At 44.7% G+C, this 17,160-nt stretch carries 12 protein-coding genes; 9 read left to right on the forward strand and 3 right to left on the reverse strand.

The genetic code is table 11. The annotated features are described in order from the left end of the window. The first annotated feature begins 10 nt into the window (after positions 1-10). Positions 11-502: a hypothetical protein gene (locus AC2D3N_RS14970; protein WP_484691336.1), complete on the forward strand. Its 492-nt coding sequence runs from the start codon at positions 11-13 to the stop codon at positions 500-502. A 273-nt stretch (positions 503-775) separates the two neighbouring features. After that, positions 776-1,738 carry a phosphatidylinositol-specific phospholipase C domain-containing protein gene (locus AC2D3N_RS14975; RefSeq protein WP_484691337.1) on the forward strand — a complete coding sequence of 321 codons (963 nt, stop codon included), beginning with the start codon at positions 776-778 and terminating at the stop codon, positions 1,736-1,738. Positions 1,739-2,133: 395 nt separating this feature from the next. Here the strand turns inward: AC2D3N_RS14975 and AC2D3N_RS14980 are convergent, their stop codons facing one another. The 3 genes from AC2D3N_RS14980 to AC2D3N_RS14990 all read right to left on the reverse strand — a co-directional run bounded on the left by AC2D3N_RS14980 (position 2,134) and on the right by AC2D3N_RS14990 (position 6,286). Beyond that, complete coding sequence (locus AC2D3N_RS14980) at positions 2,134-4,203, reverse strand: elongation factor G (RefSeq protein WP_484691338.1); 2,070 nt, start codon at positions 4,201-4,203, stop codon at positions 2,134-2,136. Between the two features lie 381 nt (positions 4,204-4,584). After that, positions 4,585-4,899 carry a glutaredoxin 3 gene (gene grxC, locus AC2D3N_RS14985; protein WP_079681461.1) on the reverse strand — a complete coding sequence of 105 codons (315 nt, stop codon included), beginning with the start codon at positions 4,897-4,899 and terminating at the stop codon, positions 4,585-4,587. Positions 4,900-5,524: 625 nt separating this feature from the next. Then, positions 5,525-6,286 carry a PspA/IM30 family protein gene (locus AC2D3N_RS14990; RefSeq protein ID WP_079681463.1) on the reverse strand — a complete coding sequence of 254 codons (762 nt, stop codon included), beginning with the start codon at positions 6,284-6,286 and terminating at the stop codon, positions 5,525-5,527. Between the two features lie 486 nt (positions 6,287-6,772). Here AC2D3N_RS14990 and AC2D3N_RS14995 point away from each other — a divergent pair, with 486 nt between their 5' ends. The 7 genes from AC2D3N_RS14995 (at position 6,773) to AC2D3N_RS15025 (ending at position 17,066) form a co-directional block, all read left to right on the forward strand. Beyond that, positions 6,773-7,156, forward strand: coding sequence for a response regulator (locus AC2D3N_RS14995; RefSeq protein WP_079681623.1), 384 nt, complete (start codon positions 6,773-6,775; stop codon positions 7,154-7,156). 178 nt (positions 7,157-7,334) lie between these two features. Further along, positions 7,335-8,660, forward strand: a complete 1,326-nt coding sequence (locus tag AC2D3N_RS15000; RefSeq protein WP_484691339.1) for an Hpt domain-containing protein — start codon at positions 7,335-7,337, stop codon at positions 8,658-8,660. After that, positions 8,623-9,714, forward strand: a complete 1,092-nt coding sequence (locus AC2D3N_RS15005) for a chemotaxis protein CheA (protein ID WP_484691340.1) — start codon at positions 8,623-8,625, stop codon at positions 9,712-9,714. Before AC2D3N_RS15000 ends, AC2D3N_RS15005 begins: the two co-directional genes overlap by 38 nt. 30 nt (positions 9,715-9,744) lie before the next feature. After that, complete coding sequence (locus AC2D3N_RS15010) at positions 9,745-10,281, forward strand: chemotaxis protein CheW (RefSeq protein ID WP_079681464.1); 537 nt, start codon at positions 9,745-9,747, stop codon at positions 10,279-10,281. A gap of 145 nt (positions 10,282-10,426) precedes the next feature. Beyond that, complete coding sequence (locus tag AC2D3N_RS15015) at positions 10,427-12,517, forward strand: methyl-accepting chemotaxis protein (RefSeq protein ID WP_079681465.1); 2,091 nt, start codon at positions 10,427-10,429, stop codon at positions 12,515-12,517. A gap of 118 nt (positions 12,518-12,635) precedes the next feature. Continuing rightward, the gene (locus AC2D3N_RS15020) at positions 12,636-15,941 is read left to right on the forward strand and encodes a HEAT repeat domain-containing protein (RefSeq protein ID WP_484691341.1); all 3,306 of its coding nucleotides are present in this window, start codon (positions 12,636-12,638) and stop codon (positions 15,939-15,941) included. A gap of 264 nt (positions 15,942-16,205) precedes the next feature. Next, positions 16,206-17,066, forward strand: a complete 861-nt coding sequence (locus tag AC2D3N_RS15025; protein ID WP_484691342.1) for a CheR family methyltransferase — start codon at positions 16,206-16,208, stop codon at positions 17,064-17,066. The last annotated feature ends 94 nt before the right edge of the window (positions 17,067-17,160 follow it).

The raw sequence follows: 17,160 nt of genomic DNA on the forward strand, positions 1-17,160 counted from the left end.
AGGATATCTAATGTCTGATTTAAAAATAAATAGTGAAGGTGTCTCTATTCCGGTCAAAGACGTTGACATACAAAAAACTGTCGATATCCTTCAGGATAGTCTAGGGGATATTCGGGGAGGAATATCGGAACTTCTGAGCCGAAATGATTTCACCTTCATCATTCGCAACAACACTATCTATACACTTAAACGCACTGGAGCATATAACGATTCCTCCAATTGGCCTTTCGAGGATATCGCACCCCAGATGATTGATATAAAGCTCATGAAAGCAAAAACCTTTTCATTTGCTGCTAAATACGCTTTGCCTCACCGAGAAATTGTCATAGGAGCATCCTATCCCACGCTTGGTTCAAGAAAGATCGCGATGGAGTTGAGTGATGACCCGAAAAAAACCTGGGATAAAATGAGCGATAGCAGCGATAAATCAGTAGACACAAATCGGGCTTATATCACTGAGAAAGATGGCAAACCAATCTGGGTGTTTGAAATTAATGACTAAGTGCTAAAAGCCAAAGGTTGTTAGGTTTTGTTAAAAAGCTGTATAAAGCTTTTCAGAAATCCGATCAACGGGTCAAGCGGTGTTTCTCTTTCTTGAGTAACTTTCCACATCAAAAAGGCGATCGCTCCTCAGTCTAATAACCCCTATTCAGAAGAGCGATCGCCTTTGCTCAAAACTAATCCAACTATTTACTCGACTTACAGCCAATCTTAAACAGGTGGCTAGATTTATCAACCACACCCAACCTTATCAATTACAGGAGGAGCATTAAATATGTATACGGGAGAAGGAAACTTTGAAGGAGATATTAAACAAGGCTGGATGGAAAGAATTTATTCATTTATCGAAAATCGTCGTCTCAATGAAATTGTTATTCCTGGTACTCATGATAGCGCATGCTATGCGTTTGACAGTGTTTCAATAAAAACTCAGGAAAAGTCTATTGCAGAGCAATTATCATTCGGAGTACGTTACTTTGACCTTCGATTTATCTGTACTCCTACTGGATATCATGTCCATCATGGACTTGCTAAAAGTCTTGTAGTCACTTTGAATGATATCCTCAAACCACTCAAGACTTTTTTGGAAGATTTTTCAAAAGAAATAGTAATTTTGCACGTCACCCATTGGCAAAATTTCAACCAAGGAGATTATGAAAATTTTTTATCGGAGGTTAGAAATTCCTTGGGATCATGGATAGCTAAACGCCCTAATGCTGAAGTTCTGCCAACAATCAAAGAAATGGTAGAAACGAATCAAAGAGTAATTATTTCATCAGACTTTTCTTACAATAACACTGACAACTCTATCAGCAGCTTTATTAAAGACTTTGTTTGGGATGATATTGATTCTCCTTACAAGGAGTCAATTTATCAATCAGGCGATCCGGAGGAAATTACCAATTTTTTGAGTGAGCAAGTGGAGGAGAAAGGGAACGAAAAATTGTGGGTTCTTCAAGGTGTGATGACCCTGAGTACTGCTCGAACAATTGGAGGCAGTATTCCTGGGTTAGGAAGTTTGGTTGATTTAGTGGGACCAGATGTGAGCATCAAAACGTATGCTGAAAAGCTCAACCCTCTTCTAAATGAATATTTATATGACTGGCGAGGAGGGTTTAACATCTTTATCTGTGATTTTATTACCGAAGATCTGATTAATAAAGCGATACGTCTGAACTCGGATACATCTGGGGGAGGGGTATTTAATGAAGATGGAATCCCCGCGCCACTTTATTAATAGGGCGGTTGTGGTGCGATTATAGGAATTAGCGATCACGTTTTCTTTGGGTTTGCAATACCAAGATTGTTAATGAAGCCTGTTGTAATTTGGTCGGCTGTGTTATTTTCAGGACTTACGCATCACCGCTATCAATAGTAGGGGTAATTCATGAATTACCCCTAAATCTAGGGGGTTACATCCCAAAATTTGCGTAAGTCCTGATATAGCGTAATTGCGTAAGTCCTGTGTACAAACCCATTCTTAATAACATATCTGCTGATTCTTAGAGCTTAATTTTATGACGAACACAAATGGTTCCAAATGGGTAATTTCTTCAGGGGGACAGATAGACTCTACGATTAATTTAGGGGAAAATACCAATTTCTTGTAATTCCCCTGTTTGGATTTAAAAGTTATGATTTGCTATTACCATTGCCATTTCCCTTCACCGTTGCTAAAATCCGTTCCGTTAACTTTTCAGGAACTTCCTGTAAACGATCAAATTGCCAATTAAAATAACCCACTCCTAAAGTTAATGAACGCAATTCTACAATTAAATCCTGCATTTCTGCTTGCGGAATATAAGCAGAAATTTTATCCCATCCCTTCCAGTCCGACATCGGTTCGTAACCTAAAATTTGCCCCCGTCGTCCAGTAATTAACTGAAACATTTGGGAAGTAAAATCACTGGGCGCGCAAATTTCAACCGATGTAATGGGTTCCAATAAAATTGGTTCACATTTCTCCATTCCCGACTGCATCGCTAACCGGGCAGCCTGTTTAAAAGCCTGTTCCGAACTATCAACCGCATGATAGGAACCATTAGTTAAAGTTACCGCGATATCTACCACCGGAAACCCTAACGGCCCTTGGTTTAAATAGTCTCGGACTCCCGTTTCCACCCCCGGAATATATTGACGGGGAACCACACCCCCCACAATAGTTTCTCCAAAATTAAACCCTTCCCCGCGAGGCTGAGGTTTAATATCTAAATACACATCTCCAAACTGTCCATGACCACCACTTTGATGTTTATAACGGCCGTGGGAATTAGTAGTTTTGCGAATCGTTTCTTTATAGGGAATACTCGGTAAATGGGTGACCATGGGTAAATTATATTTACGCCGTAACCGATCTAAAGTTACTTGCAAATGAATTTGACCTTGACCCCATAAAATAATTTCGTGGGTATCACTATTTTGTTCCCAATTTAATGCCGGATCTTCATCTAACATTTTCGATAAAGCCGCACTAATTTTAACCTCATCTTTGCGGTTTTCGGGAGTAATTGCCCAGCCATAAACCGCAGGAAGTAAAGCCGCTTTTGGCAAGGGATTTTTTAAAGCATTGGGTTCGGAAGTTAAGGTATCTCCGGTTTGAATTCCTTCCATCCGTCCCAAAGCCACAATTTCCCCAGTTTGTGCCGTTTGTACGTTTTGGGCTTGTTGTCCGGTCATCCGATACATTCCCCCAGGTCGTACCCCATTCAAGGTCATGCCTTCGGTCAGTTCCCCCTGCCAAACCCGCACCAGGGAAAGTTTACCGCCTTGGGGGGTATAATAGGTTTTTAACACCTGGGCAATAGGTAAACTTTCCGAGGATTTTAGCCCCCGACGTTCTGCGGTAATGGTGGGTTCTGGAGCTTCCCGAACCAAAGCATCCAATAACGCCCGTACCCCATGATCCTGTTCAGCTACTCCTATTAACACCGGGACAATTAAATCCGCCCCCAATTCCATTTTTAAATCCTTAACAATTTCATCTTGAGGCGGTTCAATTTCTTCTAATAGTTCTTCTAATAAATGATCGTCAAAATTGGCTAATTCCTCTAACATTGCTTGCCGGGCGAGGTGTTCAGCCTCTTTTAAAGATTCTGGAAAGGGGACGGGATCAGAAGGAGCACCGGAATGATAATGATAGGCTTGTTCCGTAATTAAATCAATAAAACCGACTAATTGTTCCCCGTTACCAATAGGATATTGTTGGGGAATCACTGGACGGGTGGAAACGGATTTTAAGGCGTTTAAGATTTCAGTAAAACTGTTAACACAGCGTTCCTCATCGGTACAAACCCGATCCATTTTATTCACAAAAACCAGATGGGGAATTTCCCAATCATCTAAGAATTTGAACAGAGGAGATAGGGTTAAAATCCGGCCCGGATCAGCTTCACAAACCACAATGGCTAATCCAGTTCCGATTAAAGCATTATAGGTTTCTTGGGTAAATTCCACAGAACCAGGACAGTCTAAAAAGGTAAAACGAATGCCGCCATATTCGGTACTAGCGGCATTAACTTCTACACTCATATTCCGTTCCTTCGCTTCTGGAGAACTATCCCCAACCCTATTTGTCTCCTTAGCTGTTCCTTTGCGAGAGATGGCTCCACTCACCGATAAAATACTCTCTAAAAGTGTGGTTTTTCCACTTAAGTAGGGGCCAACAATGGCAATATTACGGCAGTTTGTGACAGTTTCTGACATATCTTTTGCTCCACAAATATAAATTACTAAATTACCAATTCTGAGGGTTTATCCCCCAAAAATCAGGATCAACCGTTAAGGATGGAGTCCCAAAAATTAAGGAATTGTTAAATTTAACGAATTCGTTGGCTGTAGATCAATAGAAATTGAATCGATTCTATTGGGACTTGATGCTGCTCCTTTAAGTTTACGGTTTCTTGATTCGCTTACTCTATTAATTTAAAGTGTTTTTGCCACAATTTAACATCTGGTTAATCAAAAAAAACATTATGAATTTATTACAACTTTTGTAAATAAATATTAAGTTATTGGGCTAAGGAGTTAAAAAAGTCCGTTGTGGGGCTTTAGCCCGAATTAAAGAGGGGGCTAAAGCCCCAAAACTTATAGAGCAGGTTCAGCTAATAGGGGTTCTAATTTTCCTTCTCCATCTAATTGATACAGATCATCACAACCGCCAATATGTTGATTATTAATAAAAATTTGGGGAACTGTGCGTCGTCCATTTGCCCGTTCCGCCATTTGAGTTCGGGCGGCATCATCCCCATCTATTTTATATTCTGTAAAATTAACCCCTTTCCACCACAATAAAAGTTTAGCTCGAATACAAAAGGGACAGGTTTGCCAAGTATAAATTTCTACGTTAGCTTGATTTCGTTCTGGGTGACGACCGAATAAAGCATTAAGAGTATCTAACATAATCAAATTTCTGGAGATGAACAGATTTAATTTTAACCGATTTCTAATTTTAGGTTAGCGATCGCCCAAACTTTAATTAAAAATTATAATTAAATCGTTTCAATTGAGCTTTCATTTTATTAATTAGCTTAAATTCTTTGAAAATCAAGCCATAGTAATGTAAAGAAAATAAGACATTAATTACAAAAAAACCCAGGGTTAAAATAAATCTAAATACCGTAGAAAAATTAAATTCAGAAATCATTGTAAAAACGGAAAAAACAATGGAGCAAAGTCCAAAGCCCGCCGCAAAGGAACTAAGAATCAGTAAACGTACCTTAGCCATCATTAAGTTAAAGTAGGGAATAAAAATTAAATCAAGGAGCAGATTCAGTCATTAAGTATAAGTACCGGATCAAACCCATTATCACTATACAACCAAATTTTAAAAGATGACTCAAGGAATCGGAGTTTTCTGAAAATAGCAGTATTACCCATCCCCCATTCGTAATTCGTAATTACCCATTCCCCTATTTCCAGACAAGGGCTTTCCATCAACCTTCGGGAGTCAATGGTGACTTTAACACTCCGTTACCCTTGACCCCTGACAAAAAGCCCAAACCCTATAAAACCCATGAATTCCGGCTTACATTTTATTCAACTCCTCTCTCAGCTTTTCCAACTCATCATCCACAGGAATATTAGGGGTTGCTGCTGTTGTTCCTGGGGGTAGGGACTGGGGAGCCGGGCCACCGGAAATCTGAGCCTTCATCGCAGCTAATTCTTCATCAACATCGCTTCCGGCTTCCAAAGCCGCAAATTTGCTTTCAAAATCCGAACCCCCCAATTCTTTGGCCGCTTCGGAACGAGCCTCCAACTGCATCACCTTTTCTTCCATCCGTTCAAAGGCTGCGGTCGCTCCACTGGGATTAATCCCCCCCAATAAACCCTGTAACTGCTCATTGGCCTTAGCTGCTTGCGCCCGGGCTTTGAGCATATTTTTCTTAGTTTTGGCTTCGGAAATTTTGCTCTCCAACTGAATTAAATTGCGTTTGAGGGCATCCACCTGAGCCAATTGTTGATCCAGAGTCAATTTAATAGTATTAGCCGCTTCCGTGTAGGTTTTTTTGCGCTGTAAGGCTTCTCTAGCTAACCCTTCTTCCCCTTTTTGCAGGGCTAACTTGGCGCGAGACTCCCATTGATTGGCTTGGGACTGGTTCTGATTATACTGTTGTTCATTACGTTTTTGAGTGGCGATCGCTTGAGCAACGGCCTGACGCAACTGCACCAGATCCTCCTGCATATCAATGATCGCCTGTTCCAGAATTTTCTCTGGATCTTCGGCTTTGTTGACCAGATCATTCAAATTGGCTCTGACAAGACGGCTAATGCGATCAAATAATCCCATGACGCTGTTCTTCCTTTGACGGTGTACGGTTTTTGATTACCTCTATTTACAGTTTAACGCGACTTCATCATCCCAGGAGAAGACAAGATTAGCAAACCAGGGGGATTTCATGTCCCAAAAGGGAATTCCAAAACAAATTTAATCCGATGGAAAATGGTCAACTGTTAACTTTTCAAACAGAGTTGATAATTTATAGAAGGAGTTGATTTATAATCCAGATACGGTGATTTTTAGGGGGAGGGCTGTCCTGGTTGATAGCCGGCATAATCAACAAAAGCAAAAAATTTTAATTCAGGAGTAATCCCATTATTTTTCTAGTCTTGATTGTCCCTGAAATGGCTAGGTCGACACCTTAAAACATTCCTCCTATTCTCTCCTTGTTGTTGATGGGATTGTAAGAATATTAAAGTCGGCATCTACTATGCCAATATGTGAGTGATGAAAATGCAAACTATTTGTGCCTTATCCCCTCAAGGAGTCCAGGTTATGAAACGTGTTTTAGTCGTTGATGATTCAGCAACGATGAGAAAAATGGTCATCGCGTCCTTGCGAGATTTAACCGATGTCAGTTTTAGCGAAGCCGGGAATGGTTTAGAAGCCATTGAAAAAATCGAAATTGCCCCCTTTGATTTAATGATCTTGGATTTGAATATGCCCGATATGCACGGGTTGGAAGTTCTAAGATTCGTTTTGAGCCATCCTAGTTATCACGATACCCCGATTGTGATTCTCACCACCAAAGGCGATGAAGATAGTCGCAGCGAAGCGATTGCCGCTGGCGCAGCTTGCTATTTAACCAAGCCCTTTCAACCTAAATTCCTCGCCGGTCAAATTAAAGAACTACTCAATTCGGTGGTCAGTCATCAGTAATCAATGATCAGTGTAAAAGTAATCATAGAATCAGTCAAAAATTAAGTTTTAAATCTTAAGCTAATCCTTAGCAGAAATTACACTGATAACCAATGGCTCTCGTCCCGATTACTAAAAAATCCCAAACTGAACACTGAAACCTCTTAAACTGATAACTGATAACTGATAACTGATTATTGTGTCTAACCCAACTGAAAATAATTTTTTTGGGGACTTTTTAGAAGATTATTTTGCAGAATGTGAAGAACATTTAGCCGTCGTCAGACGAGAACTTCTAACCCTTGAATCCTGGATTGATAAATCTCATATTGAGCGCTCTAGCCTCAATGAATTGTTCCGTTGTTTCCATTCCATAAAAGGGTTATCAGGAATGGTGGGAGTGGGTTTAGCTGAAGAATTAGCCCATGAAATGGAAAGCTATTTACGGGTATTACGAGATCAACAAATTGTTTTATCCACTCAAGGATTTGATGCCCTGATCACAGGAACAAAACTACTCGAACAAGTGATCAGTAGTCAACGAACTCAAACCCCGCCACCGGATATTACCGACATCATCAACCAACTTGCCGCGGTAATTCCGGGCGAACACCTGGAAAATCAACCCTCTGGCTTAGTCACCCCAGTAGAATTAAAACTGAAACCCCAGGAAGAAAACGAACTTAACGAAGCCATCAACCACGGGGAAAACCTCTGGCATTTTGTGTTTTCACCAACTACCCAACTGTCCGAACAAGGAATTAGAGTCAATACCATTCGAGAACATTTACAAACCCTGGGTCGATTAATTTATGTTGCACCCCGGATGAGCCAGGGAAATAAAATCCTATTTGATCTGATTCTCGCAACCTCCTCCAGTGAAATTCCCCTTCAAGAAACCGATCAATATGGCTTAACTTGGCAACCCTATCTAAAAACCACAAACTCCCCCCCTGCCTCCCCTGCCCCCCCTACCTCCCCTGCCCCCCCTGCTCCCCCTGCTCCCCCTGCCCCCCCTGCCCCCCCTGCCCCCCCTGCCCCCCCTGCCTCCCCTGCCTCCCCTGCCCCCCCTACCTCCCCTGCCCCCCCTGCTCCCCCTGCCCCCCCTGCTCCCCCTGCCCCCCCTGCCCCCCCTGCCCCCCCTGCCCCCCCTGCCCCCCCTGCCTCCCCTGCCCCCCCTACCTCCCCTGCCTCCCCCGCTCCCCCTACTCCCCCCGTCCCCCCTGCCTCCATCCCCCTCTCTCCCTCCTCCAACGTCGTGCGTGTCGAGTTACCCAAACTGGATGACTTGATGCGCATGGTCGGAGATTTAGTGATTAGTCGTGGTCGTTTAGAAGATTATCTGCAATTGATCGCCACTTATCTGAAGGCTCCCCAAACCCGAGCCCTACAGGAAATCAACCTCATGCTCGAACGACAATTAAGAGATTTGCGTCAGGGAGTGATGCAAGTCCGTTTAGTTTCCCATTGGCGAAATTTTTGCCCGGATGCAATTTGTCGTGCGGGATTTAGTGCGGGCCAGTGAAAAACAAGTCACCCTAGAGATTAGCGGCCAGGAAACCGAAATTGATAAATTCGTTGTGGAGAGAATGCTCGATCCCCTGCTCCATTTAGTCCGAAATTCCGTGAGTCATGGGATTGAATCCCCCGCCGAACGTTCCGCCGCCGGAAAACCCCCCCAAGGAACCATCACCCTCAAGGCCATCACCGCCGGAGAAACCGTGATTATTGAAATTGAAGACGATGGTCGCGGTGTTGATCTTGAAACTGTCATTGAGCGAGCCGGAATTGATAGCCAGATCGTCGATGAAATCAGGGAAACTGGAAAGCCCGAACCCTATAATATGATGGTCTTATTAGATATTTTGTGTTCCCCCGGATTTTCCACAAAAACGGAAGCGGATTTAATCTCGGGACGGGGGGTAGGAATGGCGATTGTGAAAAATACAGTTCAGGAATTAGGGGGTTCTTTGAGTTTACAAACCCATAAAGGTCAAGGAACTCGCTTTACCATTCAACTGCCCCTGACCCTATCAATTACAGATGCCCTAATTATCACCGTTGGGGAACAAACCTTTGCCATTCCTCAAACCACCGTGAAGGAAGTGCTAGAAGTTTCTAGATCACAAATTATTGCCCTTGAGCATAACGAAATTGTTAGTTATCGCAACACCGTTTTACCCCTAATTAGACTCGCCAAAATTTTCTCCATCTCTCCCCCCTCCCCTACCTCCCCTGCTCCCCCTGCCCCCCCTGCTCCCCCTACCCTCCCCTCCCCTGCCCCCCCTGCTCCCCCTGCCCCCCCTGCTCCCCCTACCCTCCCCTCCCCTACCTACCAAGTCGTCGTCGTAGGGAGCACCGGAAACTCCGTCGCTCTGGTGGTGGATCGGGTAACAGGATTAAGGGAAATTGTGGTGAATCCCTTGACCGATCCCCTAGTCCAAGTAATGGGAATCGCCGGAGCAACGGAACTCGGGGATCGGCGCGTCGTTTTAATTTTAGATGTGGCCGCCGTCCTACGATGTTCAACCGTAGGTACAACCCGATCACGATCGCTGCTGCTCACCAATAACCATTAACCATCAACATCTCACCCCTTGAACAGTCAAATGTCAGACATTACGACTTCCACTCAAACCTATATCTTATTTGAACTAGCTGACACAACCTATGGAATTTCCTCTCAAGTTGTGCAGCAAATGGAAATGATCGAACAAATCACCCCCGTTCCCAATACCCTACCCTTTGTGGAGGGGGTAGTATTTTCCCGAGGACAAGTGATTCCGGCGATTAATTTACGAGTCCGATTTGGACTAGAGAAAACCGCCTATAATCTGCGAACCCGTCTAATAGTGATTCAGACTAATCATCGTACCGTTGGAGTGATTGTCGATACCGCCCGGGAATTTTTAGCCCTATCAGAAGACATCATTCAACCTCCCCCCGAGGGAATGTCCCATTTAAGCGGTCGGTATTTAGCCGGGGTTGCCACCCTGGAAAAACGAGTTGTCCTGATTCTCAATGTTGAAGAATTATTCAATGACGAATCGGTCGCCGAGGACTTTAAAATCAAACGTCAACAACCCATCTCTGAATTCAGTACAGGTTCCATGGGGGTCGGGGGGAAACGGAATGAAAAATTGTGATGTTTCAGGACTGAGTTATGCTAAATGTTTAGTCAAAAGAGAGAATCGTAAACACCTCAGCAGTATCAAAGTTAATGGATTGACTGAGGAATTACGACCCCATATAAAAAACCACTAATAAATATAAACCACTGAGGAAAAAATCATGTCTAAAATTAACAGTAAACAACAAAAAGATGACAAAAATTCCTCCAAAAGTTCATCAAAAAGCAACGGCTCTATGGTATCTGATCGGATAGTCGAACAGATGAGGGAGGAAAATCAGCAAATCCTGATTAAAACCCAGGATCTACTAGCAAATACCGAACATCTAAGTTTGGGAATGGAATCCCAAGGTCGCTTGGCACAGGAGAATTGCACGGGAGTTCAAACCCTGGTCGCCCTATTAAAGCAAACGGTTTCCCAGAGCCAATCCGTTGAGACTTTAGGGGAAGAATTAGTATCTTCGACTAATGAAATAGCTGCCTCGATTGAACAAGTCACCGCCAGTAGTAACGAACTGGCAACGGTGGTGAAACAAACGGCTACTTCAGTCCAACAAAGTAGCGTTTCCACCCATAATGTGGCCGGGAGTGCTCAGGAAATGGCAACTTCAGCCTCTCAAGTCACCGCATCAATGGTGGAAATGGCCGCCTCCATTAAAAGTGTGAGTGCGGATACGGAGAGTTTAGCTGCCGCTGTCAACCAAACCGCCGCCTCGATTGAGGAAATGACCAGTTCCATTGGGGGAGTTGCCCAAAACGCCGATGACTTAACCGCTGCTTCGGAACAAACCACGGCTTCAATTAATGAAATGGCCGCCTCGATTGAACAAGTCACCGCTACTACCGAAAATTTAGCTGCCACCGTGGAGGAAGTCTCCACCTCCATGGAGGAAATGGCACAATCCGTGGTGGGGGTAGCCCAAAATGCGGAACGAATTACCGAAGCCGCCACCAATGCCGCTATCTCCGCCGAACAGTTGGATCGCTCGATTCGTTCGATTAGCACCCTCACCCAACAGGCCGATGAAATTACCCGCAAGGTGATGCAGGATGCGGAGGTGGGGGGTAAAACCGTGGAAAAGGCGATTCAAGGGTTAGGTCGGGTGCGGGAGTCCATGGTGAAATCCTCCGATGTAATTCGGGATATGGGCAAACGTACCAATGAAATTAGTAGTATTGTCGATACGATTAATTTAATTTCGGAACGGACTAACCTATTGTCTTTAAATGCTTCGATTGAGGCGGCGCGGGCCGGGGATGCGGGTCGGGGGTTTGCGGTGGTGGCTGAGGAAATTAGAAATTTAGCCGATCGCGCTGCCCAAGCGACATCGGATATTGCGGCAATTATCAAGGCTCTGCAAGTGGTGGCTCAAGATGCGGTGAATACTTCCAATGAAGGTCTACGGGTTGCCGAAGATAGCGGCGGTTTAGCAGAGGAGGGATTGGGTGGACTGAAAAAAATTCTATCGGGGATTGAAAAAACGACCCAATTGGTGAGTCAAATTGCGGTGGCTTCTGAGGAGCAAATGATTGCAGGTCAAACGGTAGTTAATTCGATTAATACAACGGCTAACCAAGCTAGGGAGGTGGCTAAAGCTACGATAGAGCAATCGAAAACCGCCCAGGGGATTGTGGTTTCGACGCGACAAATGCAACAAATCGCTAAACAAGTCACCCAGGCGATGAATGAACAGGCTCGGGCAGCCCGGGAGGTGATTAAAGCGACTCAAAATACGACAAATTTAGCCGGACAGGTGCGCAAGGCTACCTTTGAACAAAATAAGGGGGCTTCTCAAATCATGCAGGCGGTGGAGTCGATGCGGCGGGGGGTGATGACCACTTCCCGGGCGATCCGAGAACAGTCGGTGGCGGTCGATCAAATCTCGAAGGAGGCAGAACGACTGGCGACTCTGATTAATAGTGTGACTAAGGATATGACGGAACAGGCAACGATTGCCTCTCAGGTAACCCTGGCCGTTGATAATGTGCGAATCCAGTCGGAACAGGTGGCAACGGCGATGAGGGAACAGTCGAAGGCGATTCAACAGATGAAAAAAGCGATTCAGAGTATTACCCAGAAAATTAATTTAATTCGGAGTTCAAATGTTGAACATTCTAATCTTTCGATGCAAGTCCTAGAAGGCCTAGAGAGTTTTGGCCAAATCAGTCAACGTCATCTACAAAGTGCCAAAACTATTATGGCTGCCGTACAAACTCTCCTAGACCGCTCCCAAACCCTAACTTCAATGTAGTAAGCCCTTCAGGGCTGTCTTTAACATATTAGGCAAGGAGAGATTGAGGTGTAAACACCTCACTACCAGATTGAGGCGTGAACACCTCACTACTAGCTAAGACACCTCAGTAACAAATATGACTATTGGTATTTTTACAACCGATATAAATTTAACCATCCGTTCCTGGGATTCCCGATTATTGGAACTGACCGGAATTGGTGCAGACATTAGTTGTGGCCAACGAATTACCGATCTAATTCCTGATTTAGAACAACGGGGTTTATTAGAACGATTTCAACGGGTACTCACTCAGGGAGTGGTGGAAACCATGGCTCCAGCTTTCCACCAATACCTGATTCCCTGTCCCCCCCTGATCTCGTCTAAGCACTTTCAATATATGCAGCAACGGGTTACTATTACCCCCCTGCGGGAAAAAAATATGATTGTCGGAACCATTGTCACCATCGAGGATGTGACGGTTCGACGGGAACGGGAGGCGGATCTTTCCCAAATTTATCCACGGGGGGAAAGTTCGTCAGCCTTTGATGCTTCTTATTCTAGGCTGACGAACGAACAGCATCAGAATTTACTGTTTTCGGTGTCCGAGAACCTCAGCCAAGGTGTATCTTCTAACACCACCGACTTCATGAACGCCCTGCAAGAAAACAATTGGCAGATTAGACAGGAACTGGTGCAGCAGTTAACTGCCAGTTACAACCCAGAAATTAACACGGAATTGTTACGGCTTTTGCGTCAAGAACACCGCAATGCCACAATTGTTAATAGTGTGATTCAGGTTTTGGCACTCAGTCGGGTGGATTTAATCCCAACCTTAATTGAGTGTTGCACCGACTCTGACCCGGAACTTAGAATTTATGCTGCCCAAGCCCTGGGACAACGGGACGACCAAAGAGCCGTTCCTGCCCTGATTTTAGCCTTAGCTGATACGGATACCAATGTTCGCTATCATGCCGTTGAAGCATTAGGACGTTTGAAAGCGAGAGACGCCATTGATCCCCTGCTCGAAATTGCTCAATCCCAAGACTTTTTCCTGGCGTTTCCTGCTTTAGATGCCCTGATGCAAATTGGAGATCTTTCTATCGCAGGACGTTTAATGCCATTAATCCAAAAAACTCTGAATTGGCGGGTGCGTCGGGAAGCCGTCGATAGCTTGGCTATGCAGGATGATCCGAACTTAACCCAGGATTTGTTGCGCCTGCTGCGAGAACAACACCGCAATCCCGATATTCTCAATAGTGTGCTTCAGGTTTTGGTTCTCAGCCATATTGATCCGATTCCTTCGTTGGTGGGCTGTTTGAATGACCCCGACCCAGATTTACGGATTTATACGGCTTTAGCTTTGGGAGAGCGCCACGACCCCAGGGCTATTCCGGCTTTAATTCGGGTGCTTGACGATCCGAATGTGAATGTTCGCTATCACACGATTGAATCCCTGGGACATCTGCGGGCGACGGAGGCGGTGGATAAGTTAGTTGAAATTGCTCATTCTGGGGATTTCTTTTTGGCTTTCCCGGCTTTGGAAGCCCTGATGAAAATTGGAGACACCACCATTGGTTCTCGAATTGTTGACCTATTGAGTGATGAACTTCTGGGAAATCAGGTGGCTGAGGTCTTGGGGGTCTTGGGCGATGCGGAGGTGGTTACACCCATGGCTGCTTTTCTGAATCAACCGGATAGCAGCAACTTTCCCTGTTCGGCAGGGGGTTTGGCAATCGCCTTAGCTAAGATTTATCACCGCTATCACAAGGAATTTGGGGAGGGAGCGTTTATCGCCGATCTGACCCGCCGTGCCGTTGATGAGCTAGGAACTCAGAACCTACTCAATGTGATTAAAACCTCAAATTCCGAGGAATTACAGTCCCTTGCCCTGATTCTGGGATGGTTGGATGGGAAAAATGTGGCGGCTGCTCTGACGGAACTATTGAATAATGCCGAGTTACGAGAACCGATTATTGAGGCTTTGGTGAAGTTTGGCAGTTCCATCACTTCCTTATTAATTGCCCAATTAGATGCCCCGGATTTGGAAACGCGGAAGGCTGTGATTACGGTACTGGGTCGGATTGGCAGCAATCAGGCGGTGCCAGCCCTCACCCATTTACTCGGGGAGGATGCGGAATTGGTGATGGTGACCACGGCTGCTTTAGCCCAAATTGGTGATGCTAGAGCTTTTGAGGCTTTGTTGAATCTGTTGGGACATCCCGATTCGGCGGTGCGTTTGGGGGCGATCGCTGCCTTAAATTCCCTGGGTCATCCTGCCTTACCTGAACGAATTCTGCATTTACTCGCCGACCCTGATCCAATTATTCGGGAGTCGGCGGTTAAGATTGCGGGCTATTTTGCCTTCAGTGAGTGTATCGAAGCCCTCTTAAACTGTATCCATGACCCGGAGGAGAAGGTTCGACGGGCGACGATTGAGCATTTACCCTACATTGAGGATGAACGGGTTCTACCCCTTTTGGTGATGGCTTTAAGGGAGGAGGTTCCCGCGGTGCGGGCCGCCGTTGCCCACGCCTTGGGGGATTTGGAGACAACGGTGGTTCTCCCTCATCTATTGACGGCTTTGCGGGATGGGGATTCTTGGGTACGCTATCAAGCCTCCCGTTCGATTGGCCGTCTGGATTTAACTGAGTTGGTAATCGCTGAGGATGAAACCCTGATGGCGGTGTTTGAGATTTTACAGCGTCTGGTGGTCACGGACTCTGCCTATCCTGTGCGGGCGGCGGCAACTTCGGCTTTAGGTTACATTGGGGGCGAACGGGCCATTCCTCTACTGACTTCTTTGGTGGGGACTGATGTCGGGGATGGGGATGTGGCCAGGGCTGCGGTGATTGCTTTGGGACGTATTGATAGTCCCGAGGCGGTGGCTCCGTTATTGATGGCTTTGAATTCGACGAATCCCGAACGGCGTTTGGATGCCCTCCACGCCTTTCGAGAACGGGGAGGAGAGGAGGCGGGAGTGGCTTTGCAATGGATGGCTGCGGCTGATCCGGAGGAAAAAGTGGTTCAGGCGGCGATTGAGTCCCTCTCGCGGATGGGAACTTCTGAGGCGATCGCGGCTTTATTGGAATTATCGGTTGATCCGAGCAGTCGGGAGGCTTGTATTTTAGCCTTGGCTTCTCGCAATTTGGATAATTCCACCATCAAGGAGGACTATATTGAGGGGATTAGTCAGGGGTTAAAGCATATCCATCCGGCGGTTCGCTGTGCGGTGGTGGAAGTCCTCAAACGCCTCAAACATCCTTTTGCTTCGGAAATTTTAATTAGTGCCTTGAATGACCAGGATCAAAGCGTCCGTTTAGCTGCGGTTAACGCTTTGGTCTACCTGGGTAATCGTTCTTGCACTGAACAGTTGGGAATATTAGCCCGGAATGACGCTTCTGCCGCGGTTCGTCGAGCGGCTCAAAAAGGAATACACCAATAATCAGTTATCAGTTAACAGTTAACAGTTATCAGTTAAGAGTTATCAGTCAACAGTCAACAGTTATCAGTGAAAGAAATGAAATCATGTAAAAGTAACTATCAATTAACAACTAATAACTAATAACTGATATAGCAGTCGCCACATCTATTAGGACATTCTCGAAAGCCAAAAGCTGCTCACAGTAAGTATTTACCTATTGCCAATTGCCTATTCCCTATTGCCTCTTGCTATAACTGCTGACTGATTACTGATTACTACTATGATATGAAATTTTCTTCAGAACCTCTGGATTTAAGCGATAATACCTTTGTAATTTTACGAGATCTAATCCATGAACGGACTGGATTGTTTTATGGTGTTTCCAAACAGACAATGTTAGCAGATAAGCTATCAATTAGAGTAAAAGAACTGGGTTTAGAATCGTTTTTAGACTATTATTATTTGCTAAAATATGATCAATCAGCATCGGTCGAATGGCAGGAAGTGATTAATGCTTTAACGGTGCAGGAAACCTATTTCTGGAGAGAGTATGACCAAATCAAAGTTTTAGTTGAGGTGTTGTTACCAAAATATTTAGAGCGGTTTTATAACCTTTCCTATCCCGGTCAACCCCTGCGGATCTGGAGTGCGGCTTGTTCAACGGGAGAAGAACCTTTAACCATTGCGATCGCCTTACATGAAGCGGGTTGGTTTGAACGGATTCCGATTGAAATTTGGGCGAGTGATGCTTCTTCGCGAGCGATTCATAAGGCTGTATCGGGAGTCTATCGACAATACTCCTTTCGTGGTTTTCCTGAATCCTTAAAAGCCAAATATTTTTCTGCCCATGAGGAAGGATGGCAGATCTCTCCCCTGATTCATAATCGAGTTCATTGGTCGGTGAATAATTTATTGGTAGAATCAGATATTCAATATTTAGCCCAGGCTCATTTTATTTTTTGTCGGAATGTTTTTATCTATTTTTCTGAGGCTTCTATTTCAAAGACGGTGAATTTTTTTTATCAAAGAATGTTTAACCCAGGTTATTTGTTTTTGAGTGCTTCGGAATCATTACTTAAACTTAAAACAAATTTTGAGTTACAGGAAATTGATGGGTCATTTGTCTATGCAAAACAAAAAAAATAAAACTCTTTTTCTTCAGCTAAAATATGAGAAAGAATAATCGCAAAATCAAAGCAAAAATGCTAAATTTATAGTTAGGTATAAATCTAAATTTTTA

Source organism: Planktothrix sp. PLAVEN19ND (assembly GCF_057220675.1).

Coding starts and splice junctions, on each gene's coding strand:
- AC2D3N_RS14970 (WP_484691336.1), top strand. CDS start 11: ATGTCTGATTTAAAAATAAATAGTGAAGGTGTCTCTATTCCGGTCAAA.
- AC2D3N_RS14975 (WP_484691337.1), top strand. CDS start 776: ATGTATACGGGAGAAGGAAACTTTGAAGGAGATATTAAACAAGGCTGG.
- AC2D3N_RS14980 (WP_484691338.1), bottom strand. CDS start 4,203: ATGTCAGAAACTGTCACAAACTGCCGTAATATTGCCATTGTTGGCCCC.
- grxC (WP_079681461.1), bottom strand. CDS start 4,899: ATGTTAGATACTCTTAATGCTTTATTCGGTCGTCACCCAGAACGAAAT.
- AC2D3N_RS14990 (WP_079681463.1), bottom strand. CDS start 6,286: ATGGGATTATTTGATCGCATTAGCCGTCTTGTCAGAGCCAATTTGAAT.
- AC2D3N_RS14995 (WP_079681623.1), top strand. CDS start 6,773: ATGAAACGTGTTTTAGTCGTTGATGATTCAGCAACGATGAGAAAAATG.
- AC2D3N_RS15005 (WP_484691340.1), top strand. CDS start 8,623: ATGCAATTTGTCGTGCGGGATTTAGTGCGGGCCAGTGAAAAACAAGTC.
- AC2D3N_RS15010 (WP_079681464.1), top strand. CDS start 9,745: ATGTCAGACATTACGACTTCCACTCAAACCTATATCTTATTTGAACTA.
- AC2D3N_RS15015 (WP_079681465.1), top strand. CDS start 10,427: ATGTCTAAAATTAACAGTAAACAACAAAAAGATGACAAAAATTCCTCC.
- AC2D3N_RS15020 (WP_484691341.1), top strand. CDS start 12,636: ATGACTATTGGTATTTTTACAACCGATATAAATTTAACCATCCGTTCC.
- AC2D3N_RS15025 (WP_484691342.1), top strand. CDS start 16,206: ATGAAATTTTCTTCAGAACCTCTGGATTTAAGCGATAATACCTTTGTA.